This window comes from Facklamia languida CCUG 37842, from assembly GCF_000245795.1.
Lineage (GTDB): Bacteria > Bacillota > Bacilli > Lactobacillales > Aerococcaceae > Facklamia > Facklamia languida.
This window is the reverse complement of sequence record NZ_JH601133.1, coordinates 999,494-1,016,099: the sequence shown is the minus strand read 5'-3', so window position 1 is coordinate 1,016,099 and position 16,606 is coordinate 999,494. Positions and strand designations below refer to the sequence as shown.

Annotated in this window: 17 protein-coding genes; 4 read left to right on the top strand and 13 right to left on the bottom strand. The window is 45.8% G+C overall.

Going from position 1 to position 16,606, the window contains the following annotated elements:
• Positions 1-146: 146 nt before the first annotated feature.
• The 3 genes from HMPREF9708_RS04675 to HMPREF9708_RS04665 are packed head-to-tail and all read right to left on the bottom strand — an operon-like array spanning position 147 to position 2,747.
• Positions 147-1,451 carry a pyrimidine-nucleoside phosphorylase gene (locus HMPREF9708_RS04675; protein WP_006309058.1) on the bottom strand — a complete coding sequence of 435 codons (1,305 nt, stop codon included), beginning with the start codon at positions 1,449-1,451 and terminating at the stop codon, positions 147-149.
• A 37-nt stretch (positions 1,452-1,488) separates the two neighbouring features.
• Positions 1,489-2,181, bottom strand: coding sequence for a ribose-5-phosphate isomerase RpiA (gene rpiA / locus HMPREF9708_RS04670; protein ID WP_006309057.1), 693 nt, complete (start codon positions 2,179-2,181; stop codon positions 1,489-1,491).
• Between the two features lie 14 nt (positions 2,182-2,195).
• Positions 2,196-2,747, bottom strand: coding sequence for a flavodoxin domain-containing protein (locus HMPREF9708_RS04665; RefSeq protein ID WP_232215543.1), 552 nt, complete (start codon positions 2,745-2,747; stop codon positions 2,196-2,198).
• A gap of 314 nt (positions 2,748-3,061) precedes the next feature.
• Between HMPREF9708_RS04665 and HMPREF9708_RS04660 the strand changes: the two genes are divergently transcribed.
• On the top strand, positions 3,062-3,751 hold the full coding sequence (locus HMPREF9708_RS04660) for a CpXC domain-containing protein (RefSeq protein ID WP_006309055.1): 690 nt from the start codon (positions 3,062-3,064) through the stop codon (positions 3,749-3,751).
• Positions 3,752-3,808: 57 nt separating this feature from the next.
• Here the strand turns inward: HMPREF9708_RS04660 and HMPREF9708_RS04655 are convergent, their stop codons facing one another.
• The 9 genes from HMPREF9708_RS04655 to tsaE all read right to left on the bottom strand — a co-directional run bounded on the left by HMPREF9708_RS04655 (position 3,809) and on the right by tsaE (position 11,797).
• A complete protein-coding gene (locus HMPREF9708_RS04655) occupies positions 3,809-4,768 on the bottom strand; it encodes a glycosyltransferase family 2 protein (protein ID WP_006309054.1) in 960 nt (319 codons plus the stop codon).
• Positions 4,769-5,078: 310 nt separating this feature from the next.
• A complete protein-coding gene (locus HMPREF9708_RS04650; RefSeq protein ID WP_006309050.1) occupies positions 5,079-5,480 on the bottom strand; it encodes a hypothetical protein in 402 nt (133 codons plus the stop codon).
• A gap of 292 nt (positions 5,481-5,772) precedes the next feature.
• Positions 5,773-6,846 (bottom strand): ABC transporter substrate-binding protein, encoded by a 1,074-nt coding sequence (locus HMPREF9708_RS04645; RefSeq protein ID WP_006309049.1) that lies wholly within the window; start codon positions 6,844-6,846, stop codon positions 5,773-5,775.
• Entirely contained in the window at positions 6,846-7,682 is an 837-nt protein-coding gene (locus HMPREF9708_RS04640; RefSeq protein WP_006309046.1) for an ABC transporter permease, read from the bottom strand. Before HMPREF9708_RS04640 ends, HMPREF9708_RS04645 begins: the two co-directional genes overlap by 1 nt.
• Positions 7,675-8,487, bottom strand: a complete 813-nt coding sequence (locus tag HMPREF9708_RS04635) for an ABC transporter permease (RefSeq protein WP_006309044.1) — start codon at positions 8,485-8,487, stop codon at positions 7,675-7,677. The genes HMPREF9708_RS04640 and HMPREF9708_RS04635 overlap by 8 nt, the downstream gene beginning before the upstream one ends.
• Positions 8,474-9,583, bottom strand: a complete 1,110-nt coding sequence (locus tag HMPREF9708_RS04630) for an ABC transporter ATP-binding protein (protein WP_006309042.1) — start codon at positions 9,581-9,583, stop codon at positions 8,474-8,476. The genes HMPREF9708_RS04635 and HMPREF9708_RS04630 overlap by 14 nt, the downstream gene beginning before the upstream one ends.
• Positions 9,584-9,733: 150 nt before the next feature.
• Positions 9,734-10,630 (bottom strand): UDP-N-acetylmuramate dehydrogenase, encoded by an 897-nt coding sequence (murB, locus tag HMPREF9708_RS04625; RefSeq protein ID WP_006309040.1) that lies wholly within the window; start codon positions 10,628-10,630, stop codon positions 9,734-9,736.
• Between the two features lie 80 nt (positions 10,631-10,710).
• A complete protein-coding gene (locus tag HMPREF9708_RS04620) occupies positions 10,711-11,271 on the bottom strand; it encodes a GNAT family N-acetyltransferase (protein WP_006309038.1) in 561 nt (186 codons plus the stop codon).
• A gap of 37 nt (positions 11,272-11,308) precedes the next feature.
• The gene (gene tsaE / locus HMPREF9708_RS04615) at positions 11,309-11,797 is read right to left on the bottom strand and encodes a tRNA (adenosine(37)-N6)-threonylcarbamoyltransferase complex ATPase subunit type 1 TsaE (RefSeq protein WP_006309037.1); all 489 of its coding nucleotides are present in this window, start codon (positions 11,795-11,797) and stop codon (positions 11,309-11,311) included.
• 137 nt (positions 11,798-11,934) lie between these two features.
• On the opposite strand from tsaE, the gene HMPREF9708_RS04610 reads away from it, so the two are divergent.
• The 3 genes from HMPREF9708_RS04610 (at position 11,935) to HMPREF9708_RS04600 (ending at position 15,950) form a co-directional block, all read left to right on the top strand.
• On the top strand, positions 11,935-12,510 hold the full coding sequence (locus tag HMPREF9708_RS04610) for a DUF4430 domain-containing protein (protein WP_006309036.1): 576 nt from the start codon (positions 11,935-11,937) through the stop codon (positions 12,508-12,510).
• A gap of 330 nt (positions 12,511-12,840) precedes the next feature.
• Complete coding sequence (locus tag HMPREF9708_RS04605) at positions 12,841-14,139, top strand: dicarboxylate/amino acid:cation symporter (RefSeq protein ID WP_006309035.1); 1,299 nt, start codon at positions 12,841-12,843, stop codon at positions 14,137-14,139.
• Between the two features lie 230 nt (positions 14,140-14,369).
• The gene (locus tag HMPREF9708_RS04600) at positions 14,370-15,950 is read left to right on the top strand and encodes an AbgT family transporter (protein WP_006309034.1); all 1,581 of its coding nucleotides are present in this window, start codon (positions 14,370-14,372) and stop codon (positions 15,948-15,950) included.
• A 59-nt stretch (positions 15,951-16,009) separates the two neighbouring features.
• Here HMPREF9708_RS04600 and HMPREF9708_RS04595 read toward each other — a convergent pair.
• Positions 16,010-16,606: LPXTG cell wall anchor domain-containing protein (locus HMPREF9708_RS04595; RefSeq protein ID WP_006309033.1), on the bottom strand; the 597-nt coding region annotated here is incomplete at its 5' end.

Below are 16,606 nucleotides of genomic sequence, written 5' to 3'. Positions count from 1 at the left end.
CCTCCATTGAAAGCCTTGCATTGTGAAAATCACGACAATAAGAAACACCGAGTCCATAATCACTTCAAAGGAACAAGCCCCAGTGATTAAGGATTCGGTGTTTTTTTGACACATTTTAAGCTAAACTATAATAGTTGGAAGGGGTCTTAGGCGGATTCAATAATTTCATAGATGAGCGGGGCTTCTTGTGCCTGGTCATCAATTGTTAAGGCCTGGTTCAATCGGTCTAAGCTCTCATCAACTTGCGATTGATTGGCATAGAGGGTTGCCAAGATATCCCCTTCTTGAACCGCGTCACCGACCTTGGCATGCAGGATGATTCCAACTTGAGGATCAATGACATCCTCCTTGACAGCCCGTCCCGCTCCTAAGAGCATGGCCGCTTCTCCAACTAAGTCAGCAACCCAATGACTGACCACTCCGCTTCTGGGGGCCTTAAATGGAATCTGGTGAGCCGCTTGGCCTAAAGCATCTGGCTGGTCGATAAAGCTTGCATCTCCGCCTTGGGCTTCGATAAATTCACGGAACTTAGCCAAGGCTTCCCCCTTATCAATCTTCTCTTGCAGCAGGGCCTGGCCTTCATCCAAGCTGGTGACTTTACCCGCTGCCATCAACATCTGGGCTCCCAAAATCAGGCACAAATCGGTCAAGTCTTTGGGTCCTTGACCCCGCAAAGTTTGGACGGCTTCATGGATCTCCAAGGCATTACCGATAGCATTGCCGAGTGGTTGGTCCATATTGGATAAGACCGCTAAGGTCTTGCGGCCCACCTGGTTGCCGATTCGAACCATAGTCCGGGCTAATTGTTCTGCTTCTTCAATCGACTTCATGAAGGCCCCATCACCGACTTTGACATCAAGCACGATCGCATCCGCTCCTGCTGCAATCTTCTTGGACATAATCGAAGAAGCAATAAGTGGAATCGATTGAACAGTTGCGGTCACATCGCGCAAGGCATAGAGCTTCTTGTCCGCTGGCGTTAGATTACCAGATTGACCCACGACCGCCACTTGGTGTTGGTTAACTAAGTCAATAAAGTCCGCTTGGCTAAATTCACACTGAAAGCCTGGAATTGCAGCTAACTTGTCAAGGGTGCCACCAGTATGACCTAGCCCTCTCCCTGACATCTTAGCCACTGGGACTCCACAGGCTGCCACCAAAGGGGCCAAGATCAGGGTTGTCGTATCGCCTACTCCTCCCGTTGAGTGCTTGTCGACCTTTATTCCTTCAATCGCGGATAAATCAATCTGATCCCCCGAATTGACCATGGCTAAGGTCAAAGCCGCGACTTCTTGGTCGGTCATCCCTGTAAAATAAGTGGCCATGTTAAAGGCAGCCATTTGATAGTCTGGAATGGTCCCCTTGGTAAATTCTTGGACGATCCATTCAATTTCTTCTTGAGACAATTCCTGATTCTGTTGTTTCTTATGGATAAGATCTACCATTCGCATGTCTCAATCACCTACTCTCTTTTTTACTTCTATTTAGTTATTCGGCAAGGGCGCGTTCAATCTTGGTAATAGTGCCGTCTTGTTTGGCAATCAGTAACATGTCAGCATAGTTCAAGAAGAGACCATGCTCGACTACCCCCACCATGCTCTTCAGGTGGTTAGCCAATTCTTGGGCTTGGCTAATCGCGTCCAGATGGAGGTCAATGATATAGTTTCCGGAATCCGTGATAAAGAGCTGGTCACCTTCCAATTTGCGGAAGCTGGGCTTCATGCCCGCCTGTTCGAAGGCATCGAAGACCTTCCATGAACCAAATTGAACGACTTCAACAGGCAAGGGAAACTTACCTAATTGTTCGACCAACTTGGTCTCATCCATAATCCAGATAATTCGATGACTCTGTTCTGCTACAATCTTCTCGTGTAAGAGGGCACCCCCGCCCCCCTTGATACCAGTCAATTGCCGGGTCGCTTCATCGGCGCCATCCACCAACAAGTCAATTCCATTTACGTCTTCAACCTGCTTGAGGGGTAGCCCTAATTGACGGGCTTGTTGGCTGGAAGCTTCAGAAGTCGAAACAGTTTGGATATTAGGGAGTTCACCTGCCTGGTATCGGCGTCCCACTTCCTCAATAAACCAATGGGCGGTTGACCCTGTTCCTAAGCCCACCACCATACCATCTTCCACATAGCTTGCTGCATACTTACCGACTAATTTCTTTGCTTCTAACATCTTCATTCCTCCATTTAGATAATGTACTGTCCCAAAGCCTTGAGGTAGTCTGCCATACTGTCTAGATCCTTCAAATCCTCTGCTTGAACCGTCGTGCCATACCGTTCTAACAAGTGCAACTCTTCCGGCCCCAGAATAACATCATCCAGGCTGGTTCCCGGTTGCCGCTGCATCCGACTGGCCGCCATATACATCAAGGAGAACCGCTTGGTGTTGATCCGACTGCGATAGTGGAAACAGACCAAATGCTTGAGCACATCTGGTTGAAAGTTCCGCTTGAGAATACGGTCAAAGTTTGTCAAGCGCGGGGTTGAGATACCGACCGTATATAAGATCCAGAAAGGTTGAGGATAAGCTTGGATTAAGCGATTAATCTGGGCCGCTTGATATAGCTGACCTTGCAGGATACACGTCCCCACAATCACCACATCGTAATCTGCAAGTGTAGCGGGATCCACTTGACTCAACTTCATGATAGGGAAGTCCGATAACTTCTGCAAGGCGCGTGCATAAATAGCTGTCGCCCCATAGCGCGATTCATAAAGAATGAGACACTTCACTTCCACCCAACTCCCTTCAAACCATTCATAACAAAAGGATTATACCACAACCCCCTTGGTAAAGTGAACCCGCTTACACCCAAAAGACCTGACAAGCGATCCCATTAAAGGATGAGCTAGTAAACAAAAAAGGCGATTCTTCGCTACCCAAGCAAAGGAAGGTTGAGAATCCGCAAAACCTGCCTTGCGGCTGTTTCCTATCCTTAACCACGAATGCAAAGCCTTTCATGGAATTTCAATGACAAGCAACCCACAGATTGCTATAATCATCAATAGAGACTCATTGACTACTCAATCCGTTAGCTAAAGGAGATTTATTTATGCCACAAACGATCCATGTCGAGTGTCCCGTCTGTCAAACCAAGGCCAGTAAGACGATCGAGACCTCTATCAATGCCCGAAACCAACCTGCCCTTAAAGAGTCCCTACTCGATGGGTCTCTGCTCGCCTTTGAGTGCGACCAGTGTGGGGCTAAACGACAAATTGAAACTCAAATCATGTACCATGATCCAGATAAGCATTGGCTCATTTATGTTGCCCCCAATTACCATGACCACAAAGAAGCCATCATTAAGGGCCTATCCAACATCCTGATTCAAGATGGGATTGACATTGATGACTACCATCTGCGAATCGTTACCACAGTTCCTCAACTCGTTGAGAAGATTCATATTATCGATAATGGCTTTGATGACCAGACCATGGAAGTGGTCAAGCTCTTAACAGATGGCCTCTTCGCCCAGCAAGAACCGGACCGCAAGGTCATCCACCGCTACTTTATGCGCAAGGAGGATGATTTTAAATTCCTCTATTTGACCGAAGATGAACAACTCTTAGTAGACTATCATCCCACTTTGACTGAATTTGTTGAGGATAAATTCGGCAAAGAATTACAGAATGACTACCGAGGACAATTTATTCTCGTCGACCGTGAATGGGCAACAAACATTGCCGAACACCGGCCCGGCTTCCTAACGGGTGAAGAAGAGAACCCGTCCAGCTCCAATTAACCCTCAGAAAAGATCAAACCGCCTCCTAGCCTTACAAGGCATCGGAAGCGGTTTTTATTAGCTGTCTGTCTGGGGATCCTTAAATAAATGGTGTTCTTTGATGATATAAACGGGGCGCTCCTTGACTTCACGGTAAATCTTGCCAATGTATTTGCCTAGAATTCCAAGGCAAAGGAGTTGAAGTCCCCCGATGAAGGCCAGCATGACCAGGAGCTCTTGCTTAGCCTCCAGGACTGGATTGGCTGAACTGTTCACCAATAGGAATACCCCTTTAATCAAGGACCATAGGACCAAGACCAGACCACTCCCTGTCGCAAAAGTGAGTGGCAGAGTCGAAAAGGAGGTAAGCCCTTCGATGGCATAGTCCCATAAACTGCGAAAAGACCAAGAGGTCTTACCCGCTAATCGTTGAACATTAGGATATTGAATGCTGACAACATTAAAGCCCACCCAGGAGAAGAGCCCTTTGGCGAAACGGTTACGTTCCTGGAGCGAGACAACCGCTTGGGCGACTTCCCGCCGCATCATGCGAAAATCACGCGCCCCTGTACCCAGTTGAGTGTCAGAGATGGCATTGAAGATTTGGTAGAAAGAATTAGCAAAGAAAGACCGAAGGGCGGGCTCGCCTTCACGAGTCGAACGGCGGGCCTCCACCACATCAACGGTTGGATCTTGCAAGACCTGGTACATCTCGACAAGCAATTGAGGTGGATCCTGTAAATCAGCGTCCATTATCGCCACCCATTCTCCCTTAGCGTGCTGTAAACCAGCATAAATAGCCGCTTCCTTACCAAAATTGCGGGAGAAAGAGAGGTACTCTATACTTTCGGGATAAATTTGGACTAATTCACGCATGAGCGAAAGGGTCAAATCTTGAGAGCCATCATTCACCAAGAGCAATTCGATCTCGACCGCTGGCAATTGGCCTTGAACACTGATGATATTCTTAACGAATTTGGGTAGCGTTTCTTGTTCATTTAAACAGGGAATCACAACCGTCAATACCTTTTCTCTCACCAATGTCCGCCTCATTTCTCCGATATTCTTAAGCCACAATTGCACGTCATAAACTTTATTATACCTTAAAAATTAGCCAACGGCTATTCCTCATTTGATAATCGACCGCCTTTATGTCACAGGCAAATGATCCTTTCTTACTGGAATACCCATCAAAATATCACTTTACTTATAAGAGATTCAGTAAAAATGTCAGTATCCAATCCTTCATAAACGGGGACCGCTCTCCAAAGTCTAAACTTGGGAGAGCGATCCCCTTTAAAGAATTGGTACAGTCTATTTATGAATAGAAAGGACGCTTTAGATTTGCTTAATTCTCCTGGTCCCCGACAAGAGCTTCCTGTACCTGGACTGTGATCTCATAACGGTAGGCGCAAAAGGGCTCCAAGGCCTGGGAGTGCGAACGCATCACCATCACCCATTCCCCGGTGGGCAAGGGGCCTGGGACCGTTCCAGTCGACGATTCAATCTCCTCCTCCCCAATCACAATATGCTTTGGCCCCCTAACATGTCGATACTGGGCCCGAACATTTGAGTGAGAATCATAGATCAAGAGACAATCGAGTGCCAAGTCTCGACTTGACGGGATGATATCAATGACCAGCTTACGACAGGAGGTGGGCGGGATATCAAAACGCTCAATTAAAAAAGAGGACTGGACTTGTTGATCGGCTTGAATCCTTAAGTCTTTCTTAATAAGTGGCTGGTTCATGGTCCTCACCTCCTTCAGTCTTTATAACTTAATTCTAACAAGCCAATGTAAATTTTTAGGATAATTCATGTAAAATTTGTGTAAAGATATTGGTAGTTGGCTCGATTAGATCCTATTCTTATTAAGATAAGCGCTCCTCCGATCTCAGCCGATTCGAAAGCAGGCTGTAAAAAAAGACACTCTGATTGCAGACCAAAAAAACCGAAGGCCCTCACACAAGAGGAGAAAGTTTCTCCCCCTGTGATGGGCTATTCGGTGTCTAACTTTTTATTGTTTTTATAACTGAAGTCTCTTAGCGCGGTTCCAATTTGACCTGAAGATAGAAATTATTATACTCAATTAACTTCTGCTGGCCCAAATTACGATAGACTTCCAGCCGATCCATTAAGGCTTCATCTGGGTAAAAGGCGGGGTCTGATATGATTTCGGGATCCATAAAGTCCAGTGCCGCTTCATTCGGAGTCGCATAACCAATATATTCTGCATTCTGAGCTGCCACTTCCGGCCGCATCAAGAAGTCGATCAAGGCGTGGGCTCCTTCGATATTGTCGGCCCCCTTAGGAATTGCCAGGGTGTCAAACCAGATATTGGATCCTTCTTCTGGAATTAAGTAATCTAGGTCGGGATTGTCCTCCATGGCCATGGCAGCTTCCCCTGAGAAGGTAATAGCAATCGGCGCTTCTTCAATCGTCGCATACATCTTGATCTCATCCGCCAAGAGGGCCAGGATATTCGGCATCAGTTGCTTCATCTTCAACATCGCTTCTTCCAGTCGAGTTGAATCGGTCTCGTTGAGCGAATAGCCGAGGGTCTGGAGGCCAATCCCCATCACTTCTCTGGCCCCGTCGTAGATCATAATCTTCTCCTTGTACTTATCCTGAAAAAGGTCTTTCCAACCCTTGATTTCCCCAGGCTGAATCTCCTTGGTATTATATATGATCCCCAAGGTTCCCCAGAAATAAGGAATTGAATACTGGTTGCCTGGGTCAAAAGGCTGGTCTAAGAAGCGAGGCGAAACATTCTTCAATTGAGGGAGCTGTTGGTGGTCGATCGGTAGCAGCAATCCCTGGTCTACCATATTCTCAACCGTATACTCACTCGGCACAATTAGGTCGTAATTGGTCCCCCCCTGCTGAACCTTCGTCAGCATGGCTTCATTAGAGTCGAAGGTCTCATAGACTACTTTATAGCCTGTTTCCTCTTCGAACTGCTTCAGAAGTTCGGGATCGATATAGTCCCCCCAGTTGTAGAAATTAATAATTTTATCGCCATGTAGACCTTGGCGCGTTTGGAGATAATTGATGGCCAAGAACATCCCTACTACCAAGATAAGAATGGCTGCCATCGAACGGATTAAGGATTTCATTACAGATCCCCCCTTGCTTGTCTTTGCCGGTTATGGGTACGCTTTTGCTCACCGATCCGCAAGAAATAATACACAATCACAATCCCAAGCGCCAAGAGGAACATTAGGGTCGATAGGGCGTTAATCTCGAGACTGACTCCCGTCCGTGCCCGGGAATAGACCTCAACGGATAAGGTAGAAAAGCCATTACCAGTAATAAAGAACGTCACCGCAAAGTCATCTAGGGAATAAGTAAAGGCCATAAAATATCCCGCAAAGATTCCCGACTTAATGCTAGGAAGGATGATCCGGGACAGGACCTGGCTCGGGGTCGCGCCGAGATCCATGGCGGCCATGATCATAGAAGGGTTCATCTCATACAAACGAGGAAGCACCATCAAGACCACAATGGGCACATTGAAGGCAATATGGGCCAGTAAGACCGTCCCAAAACCAAACTTCAAAGGCAGAATCGCCGCTAGCGAAGTGAACATAATTAAGAAGCTCGCCCCCATCATGACATCCGGGGTCACCATCAAGACACTATTCAAGTTCAAGACCAGCTGACGTTGGCGGTTCGTCCGGTAATAATAGATGGCGATGGCACCAAATGTTCCGATAATGGTCGCGATTAAAGCCGATAAGAGGGCTACCACAAAGGTATTTAAGATAATGGTCATCAGGCGCATGTCTGAGAAGAGGGCCTGATAGTGATCTAAGGTAAACCCGGTAAAATAAATCATATCCCCACCCTCATTAAACGAATAGAACATCAGGTAAAAGAGGGGAAGGTACATTAAGAAGAAGATGAGACCCACATAGAGATTAGACCAACGTAGATTCTTGATCTTAGACATTTTGCCCACCACCTCCTCGCTCACGCGTCAAGTACAGAATTACAAACATGGCGATCATCAGGATCACCCCAATGGTGGACCCCATCCCCCAGTCTTGAGTGACTAAAAAATGCTGTTCAACTGCCGTCCCAAGGGTAATCACCCGATTACCCCCGATCAAGCGGGTCAGCATAAAGAGGGAAAGGGCTGGGATAAAGACTGCCTGGACGCCAGAGCGGACCCCTCTTAAGGACAAGGGGAAGATGACCCGCTTGACAATCGTCCACTTGGAAGCTCCAAGGTCCTTGGCTGCCTCAATTAGGTTGGGTGAAATCTCATTAATCGAGTTAAAAATCGGAATAAACATAAAAGGCAATTCGATATAAGCAGCCACTAGGATAAAGGAAGTATCCGTAAAGAGCAGCTGCTGGGTCCCGATACCGATTCCTTCCAGAAGCTGATTGACAGGACCGGAATGGCCTAGGATCCCGATAAAAGCATAGGTCTTCAACAATAGATTAATCCACGTTGGCAGGATGACCAAGAGCATCCACAAGTCTTTGTGGCGACTCTTGGACAAATAATAAGCCAAGGGATAAGCCAACAAGAAGGTGAAGAGGGTCACGAGAAAGGCATACCAGAAGGAGGCTAAGGTCATGCTTAGATAAGCCGACGAACTGAAGAAAGTCTGATAATTGGCTAAGGTAAATTGACCATCGATCCCAATAAAGGACTTCACTAAGAGCAGGAGCAAAGGGGCCATGACAAAGAAAATCAGCCAGAGATAGTATGGAATCGCATATAAGTGGGCTTTACTCGTCTTCATCTTCCACCTCTTCGTACTGCTCTAGGCGGGCATCAAACTCTTCTTCTGTCTCATTAAACCGCATAACGTGAATATCATTGGGGCCTACCGCCAAAGCAATCCGCTGTCCAGCTTCCACCACAGAAGTGGTATGAATCATCCATTCATTCTGCTCTTCATCATAGGCGATGATTTCATTGAACATCCCTCTAAAGAGGATGGTATCCACCACGGCATTAATCTGCCCTTGATCAGGGGCTTTGATCTGAATATCTTCTGGCCGAATGACTACTTCAACGGCTTCACCAGCTGGAATCCCAGCATCTTCACATTCAAATTCATGGTTGACAAATTTCACTCGGTAATCATCGATCATGACCGCATCGATAATATTCGACTCTCCAATAAAGTCCGCCACATAGCGGTTAATCGGTTCATCGTAGATATCAATCGGAGTTCCGGACTGGACGATTTCGCCGCGGTCCATGACATAAATCCAATCAGACATGGCCAGGGCTTCCTCTTGGTCATGGGTGACAAAGACAAAAGTGATGCCCAGGCGTTGCTGTAACTCACGCAACTCATACTGCATGTCGGTCCGCAACTTCAAGTCTAAGGCCGAGAGGGGTTCATCTAATAGCAGGACGTCGGGTTCATTGACCAGGGCTCTGGCAATTGCCACCCGCTGCCGTTGGCCACCAGACATCTCCGAAATCTTTCGTTCTTCATAGCCTTCTAAGCGTACTTGCTTGAGGGCTGTCGCCACCTTTTCTTTGATCAGATTGGGGGCAACCTTCTTCACCGATAAGCCAAAGGCGATGTTATCAAAGACATTCATATGAGGAAAGAGCGCATAATCTTGAAAGACCGTATTTACCCGGCGCTTATTGGCAGGAATCGACGTGACGGCTTGGCCTTTAATATAGACGTCACCAGCGCTCGCCCGTGTAAAGCCAGCAATAATCCGTAAAATCGTTGTCTTACCACAGCCCGATGGTCCAAGAAGCGTATAGAACTTTCCTTGTTCTAATTCCATATCGATATTCTTTAAGACCATTTGACCATCATAGTCTTTTGAGACATTTCTCAACTCGACACTGAACATTTCATCACTCATTTGAACACCTCTTTTATTCTTTAGATCAATCTCTGAAATTATACCATAGCTCAAGCCTTTAAGGGGACAAACCGCCTAAACTTTAAAAATAAAGAAACCACCTAACCCCTCTCTTCAAAAGAAGGCGGGTTAGATGGTCAGAGGCCCTTTCTATTGGTCTTCTCCAATGATTCGAACTTCTGTTTCTAATTGTACATGATTCAGTTGCCAAATGGTCGCTTGGATATACTCAATCATTTGCAGATAATCCGTCGCAGTCGCATGGTCGACATTGACAATAAAGCCAGCATGCTTGCGTGAGATCTCAGCTCCTCCAATCCGGTAGCCTTGCAAGCCGGCATCCTGGATCAACTTGCCCGTATAGTAGCCCTCTGGACGCTTAAAAACACTGCCACAAGAAGGATATTCTAGGGGTTGCTTACTGGTCCGCAAGTCTGTTAACCGGTCCATTTCATTACTGATCTCGCTGAGGTCGCCTGCCTTGAGTTGGAAAGTGACTGATAAGACGATCTCATCGGACGATTGAAAGTGTGAATGCCGGTAGCTAAAGTCACAGCTTTGATTATCATAGACCTTAAAGTCCCCCTGCCGGGTTAAGACCTGAACCGACTCAATCACATCCTTGACTTCACCGCCATAGGCTCCTGCATTCATGAAGACCGCTCCCCCGATCGAACCCGGAATGCCACAGGCAAATTCTAAACCGGTTAAATGTTGGTCACGCGCAAACTTGGCAACTTCAATCAAAGGTGCACCTGCTGCAGCCTGAATTCTTGTCTGATCGACTTCAATGCTTACCATATCCGTCAGCATCATCACCAGCCCGCGGATTCCACCATCCTTGACAATCAAATTACTGGCATTGCCTAAAACGGTCAGAGGAAGGCCCTTATCATTGACATATTGTAGGGTCGCTTCTACTTCTTGGCGATTCTTAGGGAAGACTAGGAGATCGGCTACTCCCCCTGTCTTCGTATAGGTATATTTATCTAATCGTTCATTCGTGAACGCCCTGATCTCAGGATATTCTGCGCTAAATTGCTCCATCGCTTCATTTCCTCTCCACTATAGTCCTTCTCATTCTAATTAAATAAAAGTAGCTTGTAAAGCTACTTTTATTCCTGGAATTAGAGGACCTTTTCCATAATGTAGGCGTTCAAATACTTCAAGCCTACGTGTAGGCGGTCGGTTAACTCACCCTTAATCTCAAAGCCAAACTTCTGATAAAGGGAGACCGCGCGTTTGTTCTCAACAACAACTTCTAGCGTAATCACCCGCAAGCCCACTTTCTTAGCAAAAGTCAGCAATTCCTCAATCACCATCTGGCCAATCCCATAGCCCCAATAATCCTTAATAATACAAATGCCTAATTCCGCTACATGGGATTGCTTCTCCTTATCCCGGGTCGATAGATTGGCCAGACCAATGATCTGGTCATCCACCTCCACAACCAGGAGTAAACTAGTCTGGGAAGCCGCATAATGTTCGATCAACTGAACTTCTTGTGCGACATTCAACCGACTCCCTTGTGGCCCAAAGGTGAGATAAGGGGTCTCGCGGCCAACATGGCGCAAAAGGCCTAAAATAGCACGTGCATCAACCGCTTCTGCCTGGCGAATGGTGGCCGTAATTTCTTCTTCAGGATTCTCATAGTGTCTTTCAGGCATTCTTGGATGTTTAGCCTCCATGACTTCCTCCTATCTACGTCACTGCGCTGACAGTTCATCATTTTTGAAAAGCAAAGTGCTGGTCTAGCTGGTCGAATAAGTCTCGGTGGCGACGATCTGCTTGATCCGAGAGGGACAGGGCAATCCGTCGGCCCTCCAGGCCTTGGGGTTCAAATTCCAGTAAGAGATAATTGTTAGGTAAATACGCTTGAATAAACTGTGGCCACTCAATCACACATATCGTTTGACCATTCAGATAAGGAGCTAAGTCGACCGTATCCGCCCCGCCTTCTTCTAACCGATAAGCATCTACATGAATCAATGGATAATCCCGATCTGGTAGGTCATATTCCTTGATAATCGTATAGGTTGGGCTCTTAATGGCGCGCTGAATGCCGAGTTGTTTACCCAAGGCTTGGGTAAAGGCTGTCTTACCAGATCCGAGCGGCCCTTGTAAGAGGATTAAAGTCCCTGGTTGAATCAAACGCCCGCATTGACGCGCCAGTTCCTGTGTCGCTAGTAAACCATCACTCTCGTAATATAGCATCCCTCTTCAGCCTCCTTGCTTGTCTGTTTTATTATATTAGAAACGATAATAAACTGCGAATAATTTGACTTTAAAGCGATTTATTGCTAATTTGTTAGTATTAGAAGTCTGTACCAACAAATTTAGGAGGTCATGTTATGAAAAAATGGCTAAAAACAATTCTATTCCCACTATTGGCGCTCTTCTTAGTGGCCTGTGGTAATTCCCAAAAGAAAGCACCTAACGAAAATGAGACAACCGTCGAAACGACTCAAGCGGCCGACCAAACGACGGTAGCTGAGCAAGAGGCGGATAAGGATAAGAAAGATTCGTCCAAAGAAGAGGCTGCTAATGAGGACGAAGAAGGCCAAGAAAAAGAAGAAAAAAGTTCAGGTCAAGCTTCAGCAGAAGGTGAAGAAGGAACGGCTAGCCTGAAAGTCTATGTTAAGGACGAACTAAAGGCAGAGTTCACCGTTGAGAATATCGGAGGCGTGAGCGTCTTAGATGCCATGTCAGCGACGGACTTAGAATTCAACTTCAACGAAGAACAAGGTATCATCGATGTGATCGATGGGGTTGAGAATGACTACCAGCCCAACACTTGGATGTATCTCTATAATGGCCAGTATGCCGAATTGGGTGTCATCTCACAAAAGCTGCAAGATGGCGATGAAATTGAATGGTATTATGGCACCATCGATGACCTACCGGTCAATATTATTCCAGCCGAATAAGAGAGCTCATGACCAGCAAGCCCTGCTTGTTGGTTTTTTTATTTATTTCGATTGTCAATAGCTTGTCACTCGGTAGAGGATGAAACGATTGGGTCCATGAACATCCCCATCCCACTCAGAGTCTTACCATTTATTAGAATATCAAATATATAAACCGCTTACTTTCAATAAAGCTCCTATTCACAAGGGACAGAAGGGATTTCTCAAGCTTTCAGCAAATGCTAGAGCTATTAAAAGAAATGATCAATATGTGCTTGATTTCACAAGTCGGGTTGCTATACTTTAGCTGAAAGAAAACCTTTCAGAATATCGATTAAGGAGTGTCATTTTATGAGTTTTGTCGCTGTTATTGTGGTCTTAGCGCTTTTTTTTGTTCTCTATCAAATGCAAAAGCGTAAGATTTCTTTGATGTATCGGGTCTTAACTGCAACTGCCATGGGTGTGGTGGTTGGTCTAATCTTCGCTGGACACACAGAGTATGTTGTGGTCTTTGGTCGAGTTTATGCCAACCTCTTACAAGCCTTTGTCATCCCCTTGCTCTTCTTCTCAATCATTTCAACCGTCTCTTCCTTAAATGATATGAACACCCTCGGTTCAATCGGTGGAAAGACGATTGGGATCCTCGCCCTTCATAATATTCTTGCTGCTATCATCTCAATTATTGTTGGCTTTATCTTCCATATTGGATTAAACTCTGGGATTGAACTCCCCACTGGGCAAGAATTAGCTGAAGTGCCTCATTTCTCTGAAGTCATTATCAACTTCTTCCCTAAGAATATCGTAGATCAAATGATGAACAATAAGATTATTCCAATTGTCATCTTCTCTGTCTTCATTGGTGTCGCAATCTTGAAATACCAAGAAAAAGAAGAAATTAAACCCTTCACCCAATTTGTTGAAGCAGGGAGTAAATTAATGAACTTCTTGATCGGTCGGATTGTGAAATTTACCCCATATGCGGTACTCTCACTTCTTGCCAACCAAGTGGCAACCTTAGACCTCTCATTTGTTCAATCCCTCTTAACTCTCTTATTATTAGTCTACATCTGCTGCTTATTCCATACCTTTATCACGACTTCTGGTATGGTCGCTCTCATCGGTAAACTCAATCCAATGACCTTCCAAAGGAAATTCTTCCCTGCATGGTTAATTGGCTTCACCACTCAAAGTTCCTTAGGATCCCTGCCTGCCAATATTAAGGCCCAAGAAGACATGGGAACCCCAACCGATACAGCTTCCTTTGCAGCTTCAATCGGGACGACTTTTGGTATGCCAGGTTGTGCGGCAGTATGGCCTGTGCTGTTAGCCATCTTTACCATTAACGCCCTTCAACTTGACTTCTCCTTAACGCAATATGTAACCATGGTTGGAGTCTGCGTCCTTGTATCAGCGGGAACTGTTGGCGTGCCTGGTGCAGGTACTATTCAAGCAACAGCCCTCTTTGCGGCGATGGGACTTCCTGTTGAAATGATCTTAGTCCTAAGCCCAATTGCAGGTGTGGCCGACATGGCGCGTACTTCTACCAACGTCCATGCAGCTGGCTCAACCGGTGTCATGGTCGCTGCCCTTGAAAAGAAATTAAATATGGCTGAATTTAATAGCAAGATCGAAACACGCAAGGCCGTTTAATTTTAGTTTAGTTTTAATAGATAATCGAATCAGAGGCTCTGAAAAACCAGGGCCTCTTTTTTGATCTTTTTTTATTTATTGGCTCAAAAAATAGTGACTTAATGGTGGTGAATTAGCTGATCTGAAAAAATATAATTGAAAACTGCTACGTTCTCTATTACAATTTTAATTGGACTATTTTATTCATCTCACGGATAAATAGGTAAATTTATGATACATAGGAGGTTTGTATGGAAAATAAACAAGAAAAGAAAAGTTTTGTTCAACGCTTTCTCGATGGGATTGAGCGTGTCGGTAATAAACTACCTCACCCTGTCTTCATCTTTATTCTCTTAGCCATTATTACCATTATTGCTTCAGAGATCGTCTACCGGGCTGGAGTGAGTGTCCAATACTTCGATGCCAAGGCTGAAGCTGAGACAACTGTTACGGCGGTATCCTTACTCAATAAAGAAGGACTCAACTACATTTTTAATTCAGCTGTTCAGAATTTTACCGGCTTTGCGCCTTTAGGGACCGTTATTGTCGTGATGTTAGGGGTTGGTATTGCAGAATGGTCTGGCCTCATTGGAGCTGCCTTGACCCGTCTGATCGAAAAAGTTCCCCACTCCCTATTGACCATTGTCATCGTCTTTGCAGGGATCGTCTCAAACATTGCATCCGATGCGGGTTATGTCGTGGTGGTCCCGCTAGGAGCGATTATGTTCGCGGGGGCCAAACGCCATCCGATCGCAGGACTGGCAGCAGCTTTTGCCGGGGTATCAGGCGGCTTCTCTGCCAACCTGCTCTTTGGTCCAACGGATGCCCTATTAAGTGGGATCACCAATGCCAGTCTCCATGCCAGTGGCAGTGCCTATGAAGTCTCCATTACAGGGAACTGGTACTTCCTGATCGTTTCAACCGTTCTTTTAACCATCGTGGGTACCCTTGTGACCGAGAAGGTCGTTGAACCTCATTTAGGCTCTTTCCATGGAGATTTTGAAGACCACCAAGCCGATGACTTGACTGCCCAAGAAGACCTCGGATTGAAACGAGCTGGGATTGCCCTCTTGGTTGAGTTAATAGTTCTCTTTCTCTTAATAAATCCATGGTTTGGTCCTTTCCAAAGTATTGATGAAGAGACAGGTAAATTAACCCTCCAACCCTTCTTGCGCCAAGGTTTGATCTTTATGATCCTCCTCCTCTTTGCGATTCCTGGTTATGTCTATGGCCGAACAACTGGCAAATTCCAGTCAACCAGCGATATTGTCGAAGCGATGACGGATGCCATGCGGTCGATGGCTGGCTTTATTGTCATGGCCTTCTTCGCCTCTCAATTGATTGCTTACTTCTCCCACACCAATCTTGGGATTATCCTAGCAAGTAGTGGGGCCGACTTCTTAGAAGCCCGCAATATCACCGGCATCCCATTAATTCTTGTCTTCATCCTCTTTGCCGCCTTCATCAACTTATTCATCGGGTCTGCCTCAGCAAAATGGGCCATCTTGGCTCCCATCTTTGTCCCCATGTTTATGGCCATCAATTTGTCACCCGAAATAACCCAAATGGCTTATCGGGTAGCAGACTCCTCAACCAATATTATCTCACCTTTAATGACCTACTTTGCTATGATCCTCGTCTTCATGCAGCGCTATGACAAGAAGAGTGGGATGGGAACCTTGATTTCCACGATGTTACCTTATTCGATTGCCTTCTTGATCTTCTGGTCCATCCTCTTAATTATCTGGTATGCGCTCAACTTACCGCTTGGACCTGATGCGAATGTCACCATTGGCTTCATTCAAGCCTTACTACCCTTAGGTTTATTGTAAAAATAAAAATAAAAATGAAAGAGACCTCTTTAATTTGAGGCCTCTTTTTTTGCTGGATCTTATAATTGATTATGGAAGATGTCCCTTTTCTTACTTGTGATGATTGTCACCCCGCCTAATAGCAGGGTCCATGAAATAATCACTATCGAACTGGTCCTTTCTCCAGTCTGCGGCAGACTTTCTTTTGTCTCATTTTGAGGAGAAGGTTCACTCTGAGCGACTTGAGCAAGCGCTTGTGGCTGGTCCTCACCTTCTTCTACAAATGAATCAGCTGCCAGGATTACTTCTTGTCCTTCAGTATCAACTGCTTTATCCTGCTGGATACGTTGAGACGCAGGAGTGATTGTATCTGTACCATTGATAACTGCAGGTTTATTAAGTAAGTCTCTTTGAGGATGAATCGCAGTTAGATCTTGCTCAGTTCCTAGTGATTCTCCAATCTTGGCCCCACCAACGTGTTGGGTTGACTCTGGATCAGGATCCAAGGGGCGGCTGTCAGCTCCAGGTCCTACTTGTGATTGTGATTCAGCTTCTTCTGATGATTGTTCATCAACTTCTTCGACTTCCTCAGTTTCTTCAATTGGAACGAGACGTTTGTAGGTTTTTCCGTCTGCTCCAATTGCTTCTTCTACCTCATAACCTGGTAAAAGTTCAAA

Bases quoted from the DNA above. Each gene is read 5' to 3' on its own strand.
- HMPREF9708_RS04675 (WP_006309058.1), bottom strand. From the start codon at position 1,451: ATGCGAATGGTAGATCTTATCCATAAGAAACAACAGAATCAGGAATTG.
- rpiA (WP_006309057.1), bottom strand. From the start codon at position 2,181: ATGTTAGAAGCAAAGAAATTAGTCGGTAAGTATGCAGCAAGCTATGTG.
- HMPREF9708_RS04660 (WP_006309055.1), top strand. From the start codon at position 3,062: ATGCCACAAACGATCCATGTCGAGTGTCCCGTCTGTCAAACCAAGGCC.
- HMPREF9708_RS04650 (WP_006309050.1), bottom strand. From the start codon at position 5,480: ATGAACCAGCCACTTATTAAGAAAGACTTAAGGATTCAAGCCGATCAA.
- HMPREF9708_RS04645 (WP_006309049.1), bottom strand. From the start codon at position 6,846: ATGAAATCCTTAATCCGTTCGATGGCAGCCATTCTTATCTTGGTAGTA.
- HMPREF9708_RS04640 (WP_006309046.1), bottom strand. From the start codon at position 7,682: ATGTCTAAGATCAAGAATCTACGTTGGTCTAATCTCTATGTGGGTCTC.
- HMPREF9708_RS04635 (WP_006309044.1), bottom strand. From the start codon at position 8,487: ATGAAGACGAGTAAAGCCCACTTATATGCGATTCCATACTATCTCTGG.
- HMPREF9708_RS04630 (WP_006309042.1), bottom strand. From the start codon at position 9,583: ATGAGTGATGAAATGTTCAGTGTCGAGTTGAGAAATGTCTCAAAAGAC.
- murB (WP_006309040.1), bottom strand. From the start codon at position 10,630: ATGGAGCAATTTAGCGCAGAATATCCTGAGATCAGGGCGTTCACGAAT.
- HMPREF9708_RS04620 (WP_006309038.1), bottom strand. From the start codon at position 11,271: ATGGAGGCTAAACATCCAAGAATGCCTGAAAGACACTATGAGAATCCT.
- tsaE (WP_006309037.1), bottom strand. From the start codon at position 11,797: ATGCTATATTACGAGAGTGATGGTTTACTAGCGACACAGGAACTGGCG.
- HMPREF9708_RS04610 (WP_006309036.1), top strand. From the start codon at position 11,935: ATGAAAAAATGGCTAAAAACAATTCTATTCCCACTATTGGCGCTCTTC.
- HMPREF9708_RS04605 (WP_006309035.1), top strand. From the start codon at position 12,841: ATGAGTTTTGTCGCTGTTATTGTGGTCTTAGCGCTTTTTTTTGTTCTC.
- HMPREF9708_RS04600 (WP_006309034.1), top strand. From the start codon at position 14,370: ATGGAAAATAAACAAGAAAAGAAAAGTTTTGTTCAACGCTTTCTCGAT.